Genomic DNA, 15,674 nt, shown 5'->3' with positions numbered 1-15,674 from the left:
CTTTGTAGCTCGTTTGGTAAGGTGTTTAAACATAACCGGTCAAAGGGATTTAGCCTGTTGATCGGGCTATTCGTGTATAAAAAATTTAAAAAAACCCTCCAAAATGGAGGGCCTACGACTTAACTGCTTGCGGGTTAGACTCTAATTTTTTTCGAAGTATCCCTAAATATTTCCGTTTGTATTTGTTTACGCCTTGTTGAGATATGCCTAAATGCTGTGCAACTATTTCTTCTGGAACTCCATTGATCACTACTTGCTCAATAATAAATCTTGCTTTATCTGGAAGGGAATTCAACATTTCTTCTAAGTGTAACTTAGAATCTACAGAAGACATTTGATTCTGCCCACAGATATTTTCTATGATCGGAAGCTCTCGGGCGGAAATCTTCTTTGTTTGATACTGCAACCGCCAAGCAATCCTTCTTAAAATTTTTCTACACTTCTCAATTAATAACTCATCATTCATGCTTTTCACCCTCCCACCTTATAGGTAAAAAAAGAAGGTAAAAAACAACCGTTTTACATAAAATATTCCATCTTTAAACGCCATTTCATCGCGTTTTCGTATCATACTTAGGAGTTTTCTCTTAGGGGATTTTTTTAGGGCATTGGTTGTAGAAAGACCTTATTTTTTCTCCTATATGTTATGAAAGCAACAAAGTGATACATTACGAAGTCGCTTTTAATAGGTATTATGTTAACTAACGCCCGAACTCTCAAATTCGGGCGTTTTTGGCCGTTTTCCGCGATTATGGGATAAGAACCTCAAAAATACCGTAGTCCAGCCTTATTATGTTCAAAGGATTTTTACGATTTGATGGAGAGCATTCATAGGTTTTTGTTTTAGCACTGCGGAAATGTCATTGCTGATGTATTTTCGATTTCCTATTCTGAGCCCTTCTTTGTTTAATTTTTCCGCAACCAAAGAAACGTTCCCTACTGTTTCTGCACTTCCAAATATTGATTTTGTTTCATACTCATGAGATTACACTTCCTCTAGACTCATTACACTTTAGAAAGAGTAAAAATCGCCGGGCATAATAGCTGCCCGGCGGTTTTTTTGTTAGCGGTTTTCTTTTAGCCTTTCTTGTGGTTCACTATTAATGGAGCCGTTAGAGCGCACAGCCTCGGATTGGGCTTTGGGTCCTCGGATTTCAGCGGTTTTTCCAAAATCTTTTTCTTTGTTGCGAACCATGTGATGTCCTCCTCTTTGTGAAAGATGAAGATAGTATGACCCGGATGGGGCCAGAGAATGAGGACAGAATGAGGATAGGGAAAGGGTGGCAATTCAAATGGCGAAAAAACAACGAAAACCACAACAGCGTCAAGCAGTGACAACAGCTACGACAGACGCGAAAAGCGGATTGAACAGTTTGAAGGATATGCTGAATGCAGATGCACTCGGAGCACTCAAGCAGCTTGAAAAAGACATGAAGACAGAAGGCGAGCGCAAAGCGAAGGAAGCTGCCGAACAAAAGCGCCGGGAGCAGGAAGAACGCGAGCGCAACAAGAGCTTTGCTGAGCTTTTGGATGATTACGAGAAAAAAGGCGGAGGCAAGTACAGCTAATGCGAGATGGACGGCAAACGGACCGACCGGATACTTCCAAAAACGGTTTGATGAAAAAGCGTCAACAAGATATCAAGGACGAGTCCATCAAGGAACGGGGCCGGATGGTCCTCGGTCGATTGGGCAAAAAGGACCCGAAGAAGTGATTTTTTCCTTCTCTTCCCCATATAGCTAAAGAGTGAGGGGAGGGAGGTCATGGGGACAATCCTGCTCCTGTTTAGCCTCTTGTGCGTGGCAGTGGGTACCTGGAAGTTAATCGGGATCTACAAGGCCCAAAAGGCTGACAGCAAGCCGCTCTGGTGGACAGTCGCGAGCGTCGGGATTGCGCTTTTTTTTGTTTTGAAGCTGGTAACTGATACGTTGCCAACATAAACAAGCACCTGTAGCCAGAGAGCTTACAGGTGCTTGTTTTTTCAAAAAGGCTACGCCCACTTATTCGTAACGCAGTGCTTCGATTGGATCGAGCTTGGCTGCCTTGTTGGCCGGGTAGAGGCCAAAGAAAATACCGATGGCACTGGAGAAGCCGAATGCGATAAATACGCTGTTCCAGGACATAAGCGGCGGCAGCTGTGCAAAATAGGCGATGATCGAAGCGATACCAAGGCCGAACAACACCCCGATCAATCCACCGATCAAGCAGACGATGACCGATTCAATCAAAAACTGAATCAAGATATCTCGTCGTCGTGCCCCTAATGCTTTGCGAATCCCGATTTCGCGCGTGCGCTCTGTTACGGATACGAGCATGATATTCATAACGCCGACACCGCCAACCACGAGGGAGATACCTGCGATGATACTAAAGATTAGCGTCAAGGTGCCCGTCATTTGATTAAACTGGTCCATTGATTCTTGCATGCTGCGAACTCTGTAATGGTCTTCCTTTTGATGCTTGCGGCTCAAGTACTGTTTGACCTGCTGCATGGCTGGGTCGACAGAGGCTTTGTCGATTGCTTTACCCATGATCATTTGGACGGAAGGCTCTTCCTGCAGGCTCATTTCGTAACGGATGGGAATAATGGCTCCATAGCTGGTTGCCATATCAAACTTGAATTTCTCTTCCGTGTACGTCCCGATTACGACGAGAGATTGATTTCCCCAGCGAACACGCTGACCAATCGGGCTCATTTGACCGAACAGCTTTTGAGCAAGAGCTTCCTCCAGAACGATGACAGCGCGTTGTTCTTTGTCATCTATCTCGTTGAAAAGTCGCCCTTTTGCCACTTTCAATGTTGATTGCATCGAAAAATAATCAGCAGTGGAGGCAGTGAGGTTGACGCGCTCTTCTTTTTTCGGACCCTTCAAATCAATCGTACTGGAGTTGTAAGGTACGATGTATTCGATGGCAGGACTAATCCTGCCGAGTACCTCCGTATCTTCCACGGTCATATCTTCTGAGGCTATCTCTTCTTTTGTCTCCCAGTTGATGAAGACATTAAACGTGTTTTGCCCGAACTTTTCCATCTCTTCGTTGATGGCTCTCTGTCCGCCTTCACCGAGTGCCGTAACGACAATGACCGATGTAATCCCGATGATGATCCCGAGCATGGTCAAGATCGAGCGCATTTTGTTCGCCCAGATACCCTCCACGGCGGTGTTAAAGCTTTCCATAAAATTCATGTGACAATCACCTCGTCAGACGGCTTGGAGAATATTCGCTCCGTAACCTTTTCATCGCGAATGATCACGCCATCCTTGAAAGTCACAATCCGCTCAGCGTGCTGGGCGATGTCTAATTCGTGGGTAACGAGAATGATCGTAACGCCCTGCGCATGCAGCTCCTGAAACATGGCCATGATTTCGACCCCGGAGCGGCTGTCCAGATTTCCCGTCGGTTCATCTGCCAACAGAATGGCAGGCTTATTGACCAGTGCTCTGGCAATTGCTACACGCTGTTTTTGACCACCGGATAGCTGGGTTGGTTTATGGTCCATGCGCTCAGCCAATCCCACTCTTTTGAGTGCTTCTGTAGCCCGTTTGCGCCGTTCTGAGCGGCTGACATTCGCGTACATCATCGGCAGCTCTACATTGTGCAAGGAGGTAGAGCGGGCGAGTAGATTAAATGATTGGAACACAAAGCCGATCTTTTGGTTGCGAACGACGGCTAGCTCCGTATCCTTCAGGCTGCTGACCTCAATGCCGTCTAGCATGTACGAACCCGAATCAGGACGATCCAGACAGCCCAGCATGTTCATAAACGTCGATTTCCCTGATCCTGATGGCCCCATGATGGCAACGAATTCGCCTTGTTCCACCAGCAGAGAGACACCTTTTAAGATGGGCAGTACGGTATCACCCGTCTTGTATGCTTTCGTCAAGCCTTCTACATGAAGCATCGTCGGCTGACCTCCTTCTTTACGTGTTACATACCCATTGGTGCGCCGCCGCCAGTCATCGGCATGACAGGTGCTCCTTCAGTCAGGGATTCGACAGGGCCTAAAATCACTTGCTCATCGCCGGTAAGTCCAGACTTGACGTGAGTGAACAACTCATTTTCCATACCGGTATCGACCTTTTGCTTTTTCGCAACACCATTAGCAGATACCCAGACAAAGGTACTGCCGTCAGCATCTTGCTGCACAGCTTCGATGGGCACTTGCATGGCATTATCGATTTTTTCGACGGAGATGTTGATGTCCACATGGAAGCCAGGCTTCAAAGCAGATACATCTCCAGATGGCTTGAGGGTGACTTTGACGCGTGTTTTTTCACCTTGCCCCGACTTGGTGGCAGTAGTGGTCGCGGTTGGAGAGATGCGAGCTACTTCCGCATTCAGCTTTTTCTTTCCGAGCGTCACGCCTTCAATCGTGGCAGATTGACCGATTTTGAGCTTGTTGACATCGGATTCGTTGATATCTGCTTCAATCAACAGATTGTTCAGATTGGCAAGGGTCAAAATTTCTGTTCCCTTGTTGACGTATTGACCGTTATCCGCTGCAACGCCAATGACGGTTCCATCCATAGGTGCTACGACGACGCTTTGGACACGTTCTTTATTCAGCTGTGCTTTTTCTACATTCAGCTTGTTGATTTGGGCTTGCTGAGCAGCAATGTCTTCCTTGCGTGGCCCCTTTTGCTTGAGAGCGAGCTGTTGCTTGGCGACATTTAGCGTAGATAGAGCGCTATCCATTTGTGATTTCAACTTGTCCAGTTCTTGCTGAGTAGAAGCGCCAGAAGTGAATAATTGATTCATTCGATCATATTCTCGCTTTGCCGCATCGTATTCACGCTGGGCTTGGGAGACACGTTCTTGGTCTTGTGCGACTTCTTCGGGCTCGTTGCCGATTTGTGCCTTGGCGAGGTTGGCTTTGGCCAATTCCATTTGCGCTTCCAGCTCGAGGATTCGGCTATCGACATCGGACGTGTCGATTTTCGCAATCACTTGTCCCTTTTTCACCTTGTCGCCTTCCTTGACGACAAACTCGCGTAAGGTTCCTGTGACGTTGGCGTACTGTTTGAGCTTGTCTTCTACGGTGACGAGCCCTGATGTCAAAACCTTGCTTTCCAAAGCTGATTTCGTTGGTGCGCCGATGTTGACAGGCATTCCCATAGCTTGTTGCGATCCCATCATAGAAAACGCAACGCCCCCGATGCCCAGGAGGACTACGACGGAACCGATGATCCACCATCGTTTTTTCATGTTCATTCTCCTTGCTTTGGTAAGAACCATATTATTTCATTGCTCGAAAGGTTTTTACGGTAGTACTGGAAAAAGGTAACATGAAATGCCGAGTGTTCACATTTTGGACATAATTAAGTGCATTTTGATACGTTTTGTCGGAAAGTTCTTTGCCGCCAATTGCCGTGATATCATAGAAAGAGATGAGATGACGTTCCTCGGAGGGGAGCTATGAACAAAACGATTCGTTTTGATTACGCCAACGCTCGAGCCTTTGTCAAACAGCATGAGTGGGAGCAGCTTTCTCCAGCGATCGAAATTGCGCATCAAATGCTTCATTCAAGGACTGGACCAGGCAAGGATTATCTTGGGTGGGTCGATTGGCCGGAACAATACGACCGGGATGAGTATGAGCGAATTCGCCAAGCGTCAGCACGGATTCAATCGAATTCGGATGTGCTTCTGGTGATTGGCATCGGAGGCTCGTATCTAGGGGCAAAAGCGGTGCTTGACATTTTGGGCCACAGCTTCTACAATTTGCTGCCGAAGTCCAAGCGGCGTTTTCCAGAGATTTATTTTGTGGGCAACAATATTAGTCCGATTTATATCTCTCATCTGATGGACGTATTAGAAGGAAAAAATGTGTCCGTCAACGTCATCTCAAAATCGGGCACGACGACAGAGCCAGCTATCGCGTTTCGACTTTTTCGGGAATGGCTGGAAAAGAAATACGGACGTGAAGAGGCCAAAAAACGAATTTACATTACGACCGATAAACAGCGGGGCGCCCTGAAAAAGCTGGCGGATGACGAGGGCTATGAGTGCTTTGTCATTCCGGATGATATCGGTGGGCGGTATTCAGTCCTGACCGCGGTAGGATTGTTGCCGATCGCGGTAAGCGGGGCGAACATGGATGCACTCATGCAAGGGGCTAGGGATGCACGCGAACGTTACATGGTCATGGATTTGCGTGATAATCCGTGCTATCAGTATGCGGCGATTCGCAATGCACTCTATCGAAAAGGCAAGACAGTGGAGCTGTTGGTCAGCTATGAACCGCAGTTTCGCTACTTTGCGGAGTGGTGGAAGCAGCTCTTCGGGGAATCGGAGGGCAAGGATGGCAAAGGAATTTTTCCGGCTTCTGCCGAGTTTTCAACAGACTTGCATTCGTTGGGCCAATACATACAGGACGGTATGAGGCATTTGTTTGAGACCGTTGTGTCTGTGACGAAGCCCGCTGTGGATTTGACTGTTCAGGAGGACCCCGCTGACGTCGACGGATTGAATTTTTTGACCGGAAAACGAATGGGGTATGTCAATAAAAAGGCTTTCGAGGGAACGGTGCTGGCCCATGTGGACGGCGGCGTACCGAATCTGCTTGTGGAAATACCGGAGGCGACAGCTTACTATCTCGGCGGACTGATTTACTTTTTTGAAAAGGCATGCGGAATTAGCGGCTATTTGCTGGGCGTCAATCCGTTTGATCAGCCAGGGGTGGAGGCGTACAAAGCCAATATGTTTGCCTTGCTGGGTAAGCCGGGCTACGAGCGGCAGAAAGCGGAACTGGAGGCTAGATTGCGCGAGAATAAGACGTATTTGACCGTTAAGGAGACAGCCGCCTATTTGGAGCTTCCCGAGACGTTTATTATGGAAAAAATCAAGCAGGGGCGCATCCGTGCTGTCCATGACGGGAATGAGTACATCATCAACAAAGAGCAATTTAATCATCATCTGGAGGAAATTCGCAAGCTTCGGGAGTTCGAGGATGCTGCACGTCATGACCCGATTCCAGAGAGCTACGATGTGAAGGATGAGGATTAACCAGCGGACGTGCTTGTCAGATGGTTGCAAACAGGACTATACTTACAAAGGAATATCATAATGAACAAGCAACTTGGGGAGTCCTTCATGCGGGGCTGAGAGGATGGAAGCAATCGATCATCGACCCATTGCACCTGATCCGGATCATGCCGGCGCAGGGATACGGTTGCCGGCAGACAGCGCTTTTGGCTTATTGTTATCTATGCGTATGTAGCCCACCTTTTCCTGCTATTGGAATTGGTGGGCTTTTTATTATGAGGTGGACATGTGGCTGTAGTGGAGAGAAGAATATTTCCAGTCTAGGCTCCAGGCTCCGTCCTGCTGGGGGCGGGGACTGCCCGCTCCGAAGGGATTCGCGGGGAAACGCAAAAGTGGTAGCCGCTTCGTAGCATGGGCACGTTGCGTTTCTGTTGCCCGCGAATCCCTTCTCCGTTCGGTAGGACTCCACAAGTCGCTACGTCTGGAAATATTCTTCTCTGGCGTAACTGATTGCGTTCTTCATTAATTAAAAATCTTTAGGAATCGGATAACACGAAAAGCTCGTAGAGGAAACAGGAGAAATAAGCGAAGATCTTAGGGACACCGACCGAGACGGAATGCAAAAAGCGAAACACGACTTTAAGCGTCCACCTCTGAAACACATCCTTGAAGATACCACTTTGGACGCGGTTTCGCTTTTTGCATGGAGTCGTGCAGTCAATCCCTCAGGGGGTGACCCTAGAAGCTGAGCGTTTTCTCCTGTTTCCTCCACGCCACAACAGCAACGTACAAGACCTTTTTAGTCAACATGGTGAGGAGAGAAAAAAGATGAGTGATTGTCTGGTAGTGGGTGGAGGAATCATCGGATTGAGCTTGGCATATGAGCTGTCACGGCGCGGGGTGAGCGTTACCTTGGTCGAGCAGGGCGAATGGGGAGGGCAGGCGTCTTCCGCTGCGGCCGGAATGCTTGCTCCTTTGAAGGAATTCACGGCACCTGGACCCATGCTCGATTTGGGCATGGAGTCACTAGCCCTATACCCGGAATGGGCAGCTGAGCTGGAGGAATTGACTGGTGGAGATGTACAGCTAAGCCTGGATGGGTTGCTGACCGTCGCGTTACATGAGGAAGAAGTCCAACAGCTCACAGACAAGTACCGTTGGCAAAAAGAAGCGGGACATGCTGTGCAATGGCTCTCGAATACAGCGCAAGTGAAAGAGGTAGAGCCGCTTCTGACCGATCAAGTGCAAGCGGCCATCTATTCGCCGTACGAAGGACACATCAACAATCGAATGCTTCTTCGCGCCTTGGCTACGGCTTGCCAATTGCAAGGAGTAAAGCTGTTATCTGGCTGTGTGGTGAGCGGCATTGCGGTCAAAGGCGGAAAAGTGATCGGAATCGAGACTTCTACAGGGTCACTGCGTGCCGCACAGACGGTGATTTCCTCGGGAGCGTGGGTTGGAATGATGCTGGAGATGCTTGGTGTTTCCGTGCCGATTCGCCCTGTACGTGGACAGATTGCGGCCGTCTCGTCCGTGGGCATTCCGTTGCGAACGGTGATTTTTGGAACGACAGGCTACATCACTCCGAAAAAGGATGGAAAAATTGTCATTGGTGCGACTGAGGATGAGAGTGGCTTCCAACGGGACGTCACAATGGCGGGGTTAGCCAGTATCCTGCAAGGGACCATGCCGTATGTTCCTGCGCTACACTCTGCTACCTTTCTGGAGGCTTGGGGTGGACTTCGACCTGCGACACAAGATGGCAAGCCACTCTTGGGCCCCGTTCCTGGCTGGGAAGGACTGTCGATTGCAGGTGGACATTTTCGCAATGGTATCCTGCTTTCTCCCGTCACAGCTAAATCGATGGCGGACTTTGTGGAAAAAGGGGAGACGGAGCGCCTTTTGCCATTTTTACCTGCCCGCTTTCTGTAAATTGGGCTAGTCTCGCCTAGATTCCGGTAACCTCCCCATGGGCACTTGTATATGGTAATAAAGAAACACCAGAAGGGGAGGAGTTTCCATGCAGTCTGATTCTCAAAAAAACCTGTATCAGGCTGACATTCAATTTGTCAGCCTGTTAAAGGATATGCGAGAAAATGTGCACAACATCTGCAAGGAGCACGTGGAGAAAAAAGTGCGCATCGAAGCAATTGACGGGCAAGTGTTTGAAGGCGTCATTGTCGATTATGATGATCAGAACGTATACGTAGAAGTTGTAGACGAGGATGCGGAGGAAGAAGATTTCCAGGAGTATGGTTATGAAGACTATGAGGACTACAACCCTTATCAAGTGATGGAGGTAGCTAGTCGTCAACCGTATGGAGGATGGGGACAATATCCTGATTATTACTACCAGTATGTGAGCTACAATCCGTATGCAGGCTATCCTCCCTATGGCGATCTCAGTCCTTATGGCGGCAACAATCCATTCTATCCGCAGGTAAGTCCCTATGGCGATGAGTACAATCCATACAATCAGATCAGTCCTTTTGGCAGTTCCAACAACGCACGGGTTAGCCCGTATAGCAGCAGCAACCGTCCCGCACCCCAAGTCAGCCCATATAGCAGCAGTAATCGTCCCGCGCCCCAAGTCAGTCCGTATAGCGAGCAGAAGCCGCAGGTAAGTCCTTGGGAGCAAAATCTATCGCCATTTCCACCATTCCCGCCGTATCCGCCATTTTTTTGTCCGCCGCCACCACCACCCCCACCGCCATATGTTTTGCCAAAAGTTCAAGGGAGAAGAAGACGCAAAAAATGCCGGAACGGACGTAAAATCATTCCACTGGCGCTCTATACACTCCTGACGATTGTCTTGATTTAATGGTGGGGAATTTACAAGCCTCTCAAGGCCATCACGGCTTAAGAGGCTTGCTGCTTTTTGTAGATGTGAGAGTACAACCTCGTCTTTTGTCACACACTACGAACAAAACGGTGGACGTTTCTCACAGAATAAATAAAGGCAGGGATTGAAGATGAAAGAAATAAACAGCAGCTTGCCAGGCACGCGGGCGACATTTGGCTATTTTCGTGAAGCGCTTCAGCCGCATTTTACATTATCCAACTGGGATTATGAGCAAGGGTACTTCGACCGGGCGCTGGATGATAAAAATACGGTCTTTTTGCGCTTGCCTGTAAAAGTATTGCAAGGCGAGCTCGACAGCCCGGATGCATGGCTGGAACTCGGGCGGCCGTTTGTGATCCGACATGTGTACCAGACTGGGGTAGAGGAAGATATCGGCTACACGGAGGCGCTCGCTTCGGGTTTGATGAATCAGTTTCAGGAGCCGATAGACAAGGACGCGCAGGTTGATTCGAGATGGATTCGAAAAGCAGAGGCGGTTGTCAAAGAGCTGGAGAATCGCCTTGCGTGAGACAGGCCGTTGATAGGCCTGTTTTTTTCTTGTTCATGGCAGGGAAAATATAGGTGGCTAAAGAATGGTAGCACATGGAAAAAGCGAGGTGGAAATATGGCCTGGTACCATGCAGTGGCGAAATGGTATTGGAAAATCCGCAAGCCTCTCACCTTGGGCGTTCGTGTCATTGTAACGGATGAAGAAAAGGGAGTCTTGTTAATTCGGCATACGTATGTCCATGGCTGGTATTTGCCGGGAGGAGGGGTAGAGCGAGGAGAGTCGTTTGGGGATGCTGCTCGCAGGGAGTTGTGGGAGGAGTGCGGAATACGAGCGGACGGACTTACCCTCTGCCATCTTTTTTACAGTGAGCGGGAAGGGAAACGAGACCACATTGCCTTGTATCATGTCGACCTCACACCTGGCCAAGAATTGCATAAGGATGACAAAGAAGTAGCGGAAATGAGCTTTTTCGCATGGGATGAGCTTCCTCGGGAAATATCACCAGCTACAGAGAGACGTTTATCTCAATTTCGCAAGCAGTCTTTTCAGAGTGACCGCTGGTGACACGTGTTATGCAAGTCGATTTTTCCTATGGTATAGTGAGAACAAACAACAGAGCGTATATGACCGCTTGTAAGGATAAAAGTGAGGGCAGACCAGCATGAAGATTGCGACTGTACTGCGAAATGACGATTATACACGAGAAGTGGAACAAGCATTAAAAGAAAAGCTGCATGCAGCCAATAGCCCGTTTACCTTTGTGAAGGGACCAGGTGAGCAACCGGATATGGTGTTGTCCATCGGGGGAGACGGGACACTTTTGGAGGCCGTGCATCAATACGGGATCGAGCCGTCTTATGTAGGGATTCATACGGGACATCTCGGCTTCTATGCGGACTGGCGTCCCGAGGAGCTGGACGAATTCGTTGAGCGTCTGATGAACGATGAGCCTCTGATCGCGGAATACCCGACGGTCCAATGCAGAATCAGCACAAGAGATGGAAAGCAGTACGAAAAGTGGGCGTTGAATGAAATGGTTTTGCGTAACGCGAATCTGTCTACGTTGGTGTCATGCGTCTATATAAATGGCGATGAGCTGGAGACGTTTCGCGGCGACGGCTTGATTGTTTCATCACCGTCAGGAAGTACCGCCTACAACAAGGCGGTGGATGGAGCGATTGTTCACCCGTCCATTGAGGCGATTCAGTTGTCCGAGATCGCTTCGATCAATAACCAAGCATATCGGACGATCAACAGCTCGCTCGTATTGCCGAAGCATCATGAAGTAGAGCTGATCGTCATGAATCCCGAGATTATGATCGGCTTGGATCGCGAACAGGCAGTATGGAGAGATGTGTGTTCCATTCGTTGCCGAGTGGGTCCAGACAAAGTGAAATTCGCCCGCTACAAGCGACTGACATTTTGGGGGCGGGTTCGCAATTCGTTTATATCCGGATAGAGAAAGCGTTGGGGAGGGGAACCAAATGAAAAAAGTAGGAACACTGCAGACCATTTTCCGTCATCCTGTCAAAGGAATGCGAGGGGAAGAGCTTGCATCAAGTACGGTCGATGAATTTGGCTTGTATGGAGACCGTGCCTATTATTTTTTGGATAATGCCCGTCAAGGTAAGTATCTCAGTGCGGATGTTGTGCCCGCTCTTATCGGGTATCATGCCAGCATGAGCGAAGGGACAGGAAAAGAAGCGTACCCGCCGATTCGGATTGAAGCTCGAGATGGCAGTGTACATACGTGGGATGATACTTTTTTTGCCCATGTCGCGGAGACGGCGAAGCGCTCCATTACACCGATGATTAGTAGTCCGCAAGAAGGCGGCGTGAACTGGGAAGACCACATTCTGCTGGTCACGGATGCATCTCTCAGAGAGATCGCGCGGCAGATTGGGGCAGAACAGGTAGATCCACGACGCTTTCGGGGGAATTTGGTCGTTGTTCTGGAGGATGATGAGCCGTTCGCGGAAGACAAATGGCTGGGCAAACAGATCAAAATCAATGATGTGACCTTGCAAGTCAACAAGCACTGCGAACGCTGTGTATATGTCAATATCGACCCAGAAACGTTGGCGATGACTCCTGCCGTATTGAAGGCATGCGTCAAGCGTCACAACAATCACTTCGGTGTCTATGCTTCGGTTGTCACGGCAGGCAGTGTGTCGCAAGGCGATGACGTTTTTTTAGTAGAGATGGGAGTGACGGGGCATGACAGCTAGCCCTTTGGAAAAGGTTCGCAGCTATGTACAACGCTATGATTCGAGCATCGAGCCGATTTTGTTTGAACAGCCGTTGCCTACGTCTGAAGTGGCTGCACAGGCATTAGGTGTCGAGATCGGCCAAATCGCAAAGTCGATCTTGTTTCGGGTAGATGAGAAGTTCGCCTTGTTTGTAGCAGCAGGCGATGTACGTGTCCATCCCAAGCAAGTGAAGGCAGCGTTTGGACAAGGAAAGCCGAAGATGGCTTCGCCGGAAGAGGTAGAAAAAATGACAGGCTTCCGTGTTGGAGCGGTTTGTCCATTTGCCTTGCAGGAAGAAGTGCCTGTATTTGTGGATCTGTCCTTGAAGCGTTTCCCGGTGGTTTATACGGCTGCTGGTATAGCAGAATCGCTTTTACCTGTCTCTTATGAAGCCTTGGTGGAGATGACAGGGGCGAAGGAAATCAATGCAGCTTCGGCAGAAGGGAACCCATTATGAAAAAATATGTAGTCTCCATCGCAGTAACAGCTATGGTTGTAGTCGCTGCTCTTACCGTATTCGGAATGTCTAACCAAACGACTGCAATTGAAAACAGCATCTCCCATTCTGCTTCCTCGTTTAAAGAGATGACAACCGAGACGTACTTGAGTAATTACAACAAACGAAAAGAAGAATTAGCTGTGAAGGGTATTCATACGCTGCCCTTTCAGCTTGAGCTAGAAAAGAAAACGAACTTCTATCGCTTTTATTATCCAAAACAAGAAAACACGGCAAACGAAAAAGCGATATGGGTAAGCGTCATGCTGAGCGGCGATCAAAAAACAATAAACGGTATCATGTATGAAGGGGTTCCTGACGTTCATACAGTGAAAGCGATGATCCAAGCTACCGGACTTACCTGGACTCCGGAGCTGGATCAGTTCATTGCAGTTACCAACGTTGCAAAAACGCCAAAAGAAATGGTAGTTTCCGATGTGAAAGTAACGATCGAAGGAACGTCAGAACAAATAAAAGTAATGGTTGACCCTGTGAAATTAGAAGCTCCGAAAAAATTGTGATTCCTGAATGAAAAAGTGGTTGGCAGGAGGTTATGGCTGCGCAACCACTTTTTGTTTTCTGCTGTCGTTTAGCTGTAAGGAGAGGACTCGCGTTTCTGAACGATTTGGAATAGCTTCACGTAAAGAACCGCGCTCAACAGAGCACATAACAAGATGAACGTGAAAACGCCAATCGGCATGATCCACTCTGAAAGAATGACGGTCACGGGAGCGAGGAAGCGGCCGAGGGAGTACTGCAGGTTAGCGGCACCCATGTACTGTCCTCGTGCATGTTCTGGTGCGTATTTGCTTACGAAGCTCTGCTCGACCGGAGTTCGCATCACTTCCCCTACTGTAAAAATGACCACGCATCCAAACAACAGCCAAGCATTCGTCGTGAATCCCACCAAATACATGCCCACACCAAACAGCGAGGAGGATAAGAGGAAGACATTCCGGTCGCTCCAGTGCTCGAACCATTTGGTAACAGGCAGGGCGCACAGAACAAACAGAAGGCCGCTTATACCCACCATCCATCCGAAAATCTCCGTACTGCTAAGCGAAAGCGACCAGGCATTCCACGAAAGCAGTGTCTGCGCTGGGACGAACTCTTTTACATAGACCGCCAAAAATAAATCGAGCTGCACGATTGCAATCGTAATCAGCATGCCTGCGAGAATATAGATGGCGAAGGCTTTGTCGCTTAGAATGACGGCGTAGCTCTGCCATTGCTCCTTCATAACGGAAGGGAAATGGATGGAGGCGACAGAGCTTTTAACGGACTGTGGCAGTGTCTCTCTCACATTGATCCAGATCGCGATCGAATACAAAAAAGTGACAAGCGCACAAGTCCACAGCAGCTCACTGCGGTATTGAAAGAAAAAGATGGCCCCCAGAGCGGGTCCCAATACGGCGCCAATGTTCATGGCTGTTACAAAGGTAGCGAAGATTTTGCGTCTGTCTTTTTCTGAGGTGAGATCAGCAACCATCGCAGAACTCGCCGGGCTGTATACCGCTTTGCCAAGCCCGATTCCAATAAACGCAAGATAATCGATCCAAGAAGAGAGGGAGAAGGCAAACAGGACAAACATGCCTGCCTGCAAAAACGCTCCTGACAGCATGACATATCGACGACCAAAGCGATCAGCCAAATAGCCGCCAAAAAGATTGCCGATCATACTCATAATCGGTGGCACTGTCATGAGTAACCCGGCAACATTTTTGCCAAAGGTATCACTAAAGTGGAGGGTAAGAAAGGGAAAGTACATCCAAAACAATAGGTTGAAAAGCGTCTCGCCGATCAATCTGGTCTTCAGGTTCAGATCCCATGACAGCCATTGCACAGCAGGTTTACCTCCTGTTTTTTGATTCCCTGGCCAGGTACACCTACTTTAGTGGAAATTTTCAAAAAGATATAGACTTATAATCATCCGTCGGTTACACTAATATCATAAGGGCTAAGGGATTAGACCCTGGCTTAAGATGTGCCACTTTTAAGTATTCGCTTCCTTCATAACAAATAAGCCGACACTTCCTTTTGTAAGGGGTGTCGGCTTTTCGCATGCTGTTACTTGACCATCCATTGATAAAAATGAACGTCGTGCCACTCTCCAAACTTGAATCCCACCTCTTGAAACTTCCCTGCCAAGGTAAAGCCGAACTTCTCGTGCAGCTTCACGCTGGCGTCATTGCCGCCTACGATTCCGCTTACGATCGTGTGGTATTCGAGTTGTCTGGCACGCTCCAGAATTGCACTCATCAAGGTAGTGCCGACACCTTTCCCGCTTTGATCAGGGGCGATATAAATAGACAGTTCAACAGATTTTTGATAGGCGGGCTTCTCACGGAAAACGGACAGGCTGCAATATCCGATTACTTTCCCTTCCGATTCGGCGACGATGATCGGATGTCTGTCACCGTGCTTATGAAACCACACTTCGCGCTGGGCAAGCGTCTGTGGCTCCAAGTCAAATGTCGCAACCAGATTTTCCACCGCGTAGTTGTAAATAGCAAGCATAGCGGGTAGGTCACCCACAACTGCGTCTCTGATCTGTAGCATGATATTCTCTCCTCATGTTGGTTGGTAGGA

The 15,674-nt window shown here is 48.6% G+C and carries 19 protein-coding genes, 1 pseudogene and 1 riboswitch; of the genes and pseudogenes, 13 read left to right on the top strand and 7 right to left on the bottom strand.

Annotated elements, in window-relative coordinates; genetic code table 11:
- Positions 1-112 precede the first annotated feature (112 nt).
- Positions 113-466, bottom strand: a complete 354-nt coding sequence (locus EL268_RS25635; protein WP_106654144.1) for an RNA polymerase subunit sigma-24 — start codon at positions 464-466, stop codon at positions 113-115.
- 597 nt (positions 467-1,063) lie between these two features.
- On the bottom strand, positions 1,064-1,195 hold the full coding sequence (gene sspK / locus EL268_RS25630) for a small acid-soluble spore protein K (RefSeq protein ID WP_088910784.1): 132 nt from the start codon (positions 1,193-1,195) through the stop codon (positions 1,064-1,066).
- Positions 1,196-1,292: 97 nt separating this feature from the next.
- Here sspK and EL268_RS25625 point away from each other — a divergent pair, with 97 nt between their 5' ends.
- Genes EL268_RS25625 through EL268_RS32985 form a run of 3 tightly spaced genes read left to right on the top strand, consistent with a single transcriptional unit; the run spans position 1,293 to position 1,940 of the window.
- On the top strand, positions 1,293-1,568 hold the full coding sequence (locus EL268_RS25625; protein WP_106654145.1) for a DUF3886 domain-containing protein: 276 nt from the start codon (positions 1,293-1,295) through the stop codon (positions 1,566-1,568).
- Positions 1,568-1,714, top strand: coding sequence for a hypothetical protein (locus EL268_RS32990; RefSeq protein WP_007724729.1), 147 nt, complete (start codon positions 1,568-1,570; stop codon positions 1,712-1,714). The genes EL268_RS25625 and EL268_RS32990 overlap by 1 nt, the downstream gene beginning before the upstream one ends.
- Positions 1,715-1,763: 49 nt before the next feature.
- Positions 1,764-1,940, top strand: coding sequence for a hypothetical protein (locus tag EL268_RS32985; protein ID WP_164724524.1), 177 nt, complete (start codon positions 1,764-1,766; stop codon positions 1,938-1,940).
- Between the two features lie 60 nt (positions 1,941-2,000).
- On the opposite strand, the gene EL268_RS25620 is transcribed toward EL268_RS32985, so the two are convergent.
- Genes EL268_RS25620 through EL268_RS25610 form a run of 3 tightly spaced genes read right to left on the bottom strand, consistent with a single transcriptional unit; the run spans position 2,001 to position 5,208 of the window.
- A complete protein-coding gene (locus EL268_RS25620) occupies positions 2,001-3,188 on the bottom strand; it encodes an ABC transporter permease (RefSeq protein ID WP_106654146.1) in 1,188 nt (395 codons plus the stop codon).
- A complete protein-coding gene (locus tag EL268_RS25615) occupies positions 3,185-3,904 on the bottom strand; it encodes an ABC transporter ATP-binding protein (RefSeq protein WP_047073491.1) in 720 nt (239 codons plus the stop codon). The genes EL268_RS25620 and EL268_RS25615 overlap by 4 nt, the downstream gene beginning before the upstream one ends.
- Before the next feature lie 26 nt (positions 3,905-3,930).
- Positions 3,931-5,208, bottom strand: coding sequence for an efflux RND transporter periplasmic adaptor subunit (locus tag EL268_RS25610; protein WP_106654147.1), 1,278 nt, complete (start codon positions 5,206-5,208; stop codon positions 3,931-3,933).
- A 210-nt stretch (positions 5,209-5,418) separates the two neighbouring features.
- On the opposite strand from EL268_RS25610, the pseudogene EL268_RS25605 reads away from it, so the two are divergent.
- The 10 genes and pseudogenes from EL268_RS25605 to EL268_RS25565 all read left to right on the top strand — a co-directional run.
- A pseudogene (locus tag EL268_RS25605) lies at positions 5,419-6,768 on the top strand (glucose-6-phosphate isomerase); the annotation flags it as partial.
- Positions 6,763-7,008 (top strand): excisionase family DNA-binding protein, encoded by a 246-nt coding sequence (locus EL268_RS33880; RefSeq protein ID WP_307724180.1) that lies wholly within the window; start codon positions 6,763-6,765, stop codon positions 7,006-7,008. The pseudogene EL268_RS25605 and the gene EL268_RS33880, both read left to right, overlap by 6 nt.
- Positions 7,009-7,072: 64 nt before the next feature.
- Positions 7,073-7,189, top strand: a riboswitch (TPP riboswitch).
- A 626-nt stretch (positions 7,190-7,815) separates the two neighbouring features.
- Positions 7,816-8,919: a glycine oxidase ThiO gene (thiO, locus tag EL268_RS25600; protein WP_106654149.1), complete on the top strand. Its 1,104-nt coding sequence runs from the start codon at positions 7,816-7,818 to the stop codon at positions 8,917-8,919.
- Between the two features lie 88 nt (positions 8,920-9,007).
- On the top strand, positions 9,008-9,808 hold the full coding sequence (locus tag EL268_RS25595; protein ID WP_106654150.1) for a hypothetical protein: 801 nt from the start codon (positions 9,008-9,010) through the stop codon (positions 9,806-9,808).
- Between the two features lie 151 nt (positions 9,809-9,959).
- Positions 9,960-10,358 carry a YugN-like family protein gene (locus tag EL268_RS25590; protein ID WP_106654151.1) on the top strand — a complete coding sequence of 133 codons (399 nt, stop codon included), beginning with the start codon at positions 9,960-9,962 and terminating at the stop codon, positions 10,356-10,358.
- A gap of 96 nt (positions 10,359-10,454) precedes the next feature.
- Positions 10,455-10,904, top strand: a complete 450-nt coding sequence (locus EL268_RS25585) for an NUDIX domain-containing protein (protein WP_106654152.1) — start codon at positions 10,455-10,457, stop codon at positions 10,902-10,904.
- Between the two features lie 97 nt (positions 10,905-11,001).
- A complete protein-coding gene (locus EL268_RS25580) occupies positions 11,002-11,799 on the top strand; it encodes an NAD kinase (RefSeq protein WP_088910792.1) in 798 nt (265 codons plus the stop codon).
- A gap of 25 nt (positions 11,800-11,824) precedes the next feature.
- Positions 11,825-12,568, top strand: coding sequence for an MOSC domain-containing protein (locus EL268_RS25575; RefSeq protein ID WP_106654153.1), 744 nt, complete (start codon positions 11,825-11,827; stop codon positions 12,566-12,568).
- Positions 12,558-13,046: a YbaK/EbsC family protein gene (locus EL268_RS25570; RefSeq protein WP_106654154.1), complete on the top strand. Its 489-nt coding sequence runs from the start codon at positions 12,558-12,560 to the stop codon at positions 13,044-13,046. Before EL268_RS25575 ends, EL268_RS25570 begins: the two co-directional genes overlap by 11 nt.
- A complete protein-coding gene (locus tag EL268_RS25565) occupies positions 13,043-13,606 on the top strand; it encodes a hypothetical protein (RefSeq protein WP_106654155.1) in 564 nt (187 codons plus the stop codon). Before EL268_RS25570 ends, EL268_RS25565 begins: the two co-directional genes overlap by 4 nt.
- Before the next feature lie 68 nt (positions 13,607-13,674).
- On the opposite strand, the gene EL268_RS25560 is transcribed toward EL268_RS25565, so the two are convergent.
- Both EL268_RS25560 and EL268_RS25555 read right to left on the bottom strand, forming a co-directional pair.
- The gene (locus tag EL268_RS25560) at positions 13,675-14,928 is read right to left on the bottom strand and encodes an MDR family MFS transporter (protein WP_106654156.1); all 1,254 of its coding nucleotides are present in this window, start codon (positions 14,926-14,928) and stop codon (positions 13,675-13,677) included.
- Between the two features lie 224 nt (positions 14,929-15,152).
- Positions 15,153-15,644, bottom strand: coding sequence for a GNAT family N-acetyltransferase (locus EL268_RS25555; RefSeq protein WP_106654157.1), 492 nt, complete (start codon positions 15,642-15,644; stop codon positions 15,153-15,155).
- Positions 15,645-15,674: the final 30 nt, after the last annotated feature.

The organism is Brevibacillus brevis (assembly GCF_900637055.1).
Taxonomy (GTDB): domain Bacteria; phylum Bacillota; class Bacilli; order Brevibacillales; family Brevibacillaceae; genus Brevibacillus; species Brevibacillus brevis.
The sequence above is the reverse complement of the archived record's forward strand: the minus strand, read 5'-3'. Positions and strand labels throughout refer to the sequence as shown.

Coding starts and splice junctions, on each gene's coding strand:
- EL268_RS25635 (WP_106654144.1), bottom strand. CDS start 466: ATGAATGATGAGTTATTAATTGAGAAGTGTAGAAAAATTTTAAGAAGG.
- sspK (WP_088910784.1), bottom strand. CDS start 1,195: ATGGTTCGCAACAAAGAAAAAGATTTTGGAAAAACCGCTGAAATCCGA.
- EL268_RS25625 (WP_106654145.1), top strand. CDS start 1,293: ATGGCGAAAAAACAACGAAAACCACAACAGCGTCAAGCAGTGACAACA.
- EL268_RS32990 (WP_007724729.1), top strand. CDS start 1,568: ATGCGAGATGGACGGCAAACGGACCGACCGGATACTTCCAAAAACGGT.
- EL268_RS32985 (WP_164724524.1), top strand. CDS start 1,764: ATGGGGACAATCCTGCTCCTGTTTAGCCTCTTGTGCGTGGCAGTGGGT.
- EL268_RS25620 (WP_106654146.1), bottom strand. CDS start 3,188: ATGAATTTTATGGAAAGCTTTAACACCGCCGTGGAGGGTATCTGGGCG.
- EL268_RS25615 (WP_047073491.1), bottom strand. CDS start 3,904: ATGCTTCATGTAGAAGGCTTGACGAAAGCATACAAGACGGGTGATACC.
- EL268_RS25610 (WP_106654147.1), bottom strand. CDS start 5,208: ATGAAAAAACGATGGTGGATCATCGGTTCCGTCGTAGTCCTCCTGGGC.
- thiO (WP_106654149.1), top strand. CDS start 7,816: ATGAGTGATTGTCTGGTAGTGGGTGGAGGAATCATCGGATTGAGCTTG.
- EL268_RS25595 (WP_106654150.1), top strand. CDS start 9,008: ATGCAGTCTGATTCTCAAAAAAACCTGTATCAGGCTGACATTCAATTT.
- EL268_RS25590 (WP_106654151.1), top strand. CDS start 9,960: ATGAAAGAAATAAACAGCAGCTTGCCAGGCACGCGGGCGACATTTGGC.
- EL268_RS25585 (WP_106654152.1), top strand. CDS start 10,455: ATGGCCTGGTACCATGCAGTGGCGAAATGGTATTGGAAAATCCGCAAG.
- EL268_RS25580 (WP_088910792.1), top strand. CDS start 11,002: ATGAAGATTGCGACTGTACTGCGAAATGACGATTATACACGAGAAGTG.
- EL268_RS25575 (WP_106654153.1), top strand. CDS start 11,825: ATGAAAAAAGTAGGAACACTGCAGACCATTTTCCGTCATCCTGTCAAA.
- EL268_RS25570 (WP_106654154.1), top strand. CDS start 12,558: ATGACAGCTAGCCCTTTGGAAAAGGTTCGCAGCTATGTACAACGCTAT.
- EL268_RS25565 (WP_106654155.1), top strand. CDS start 13,043: ATGAAAAAATATGTAGTCTCCATCGCAGTAACAGCTATGGTTGTAGTC.
- EL268_RS25555 (WP_106654157.1), bottom strand. CDS start 15,644: ATGCTACAGATCAGAGACGCAGTTGTGGGTGACCTACCCGCTATGCTT.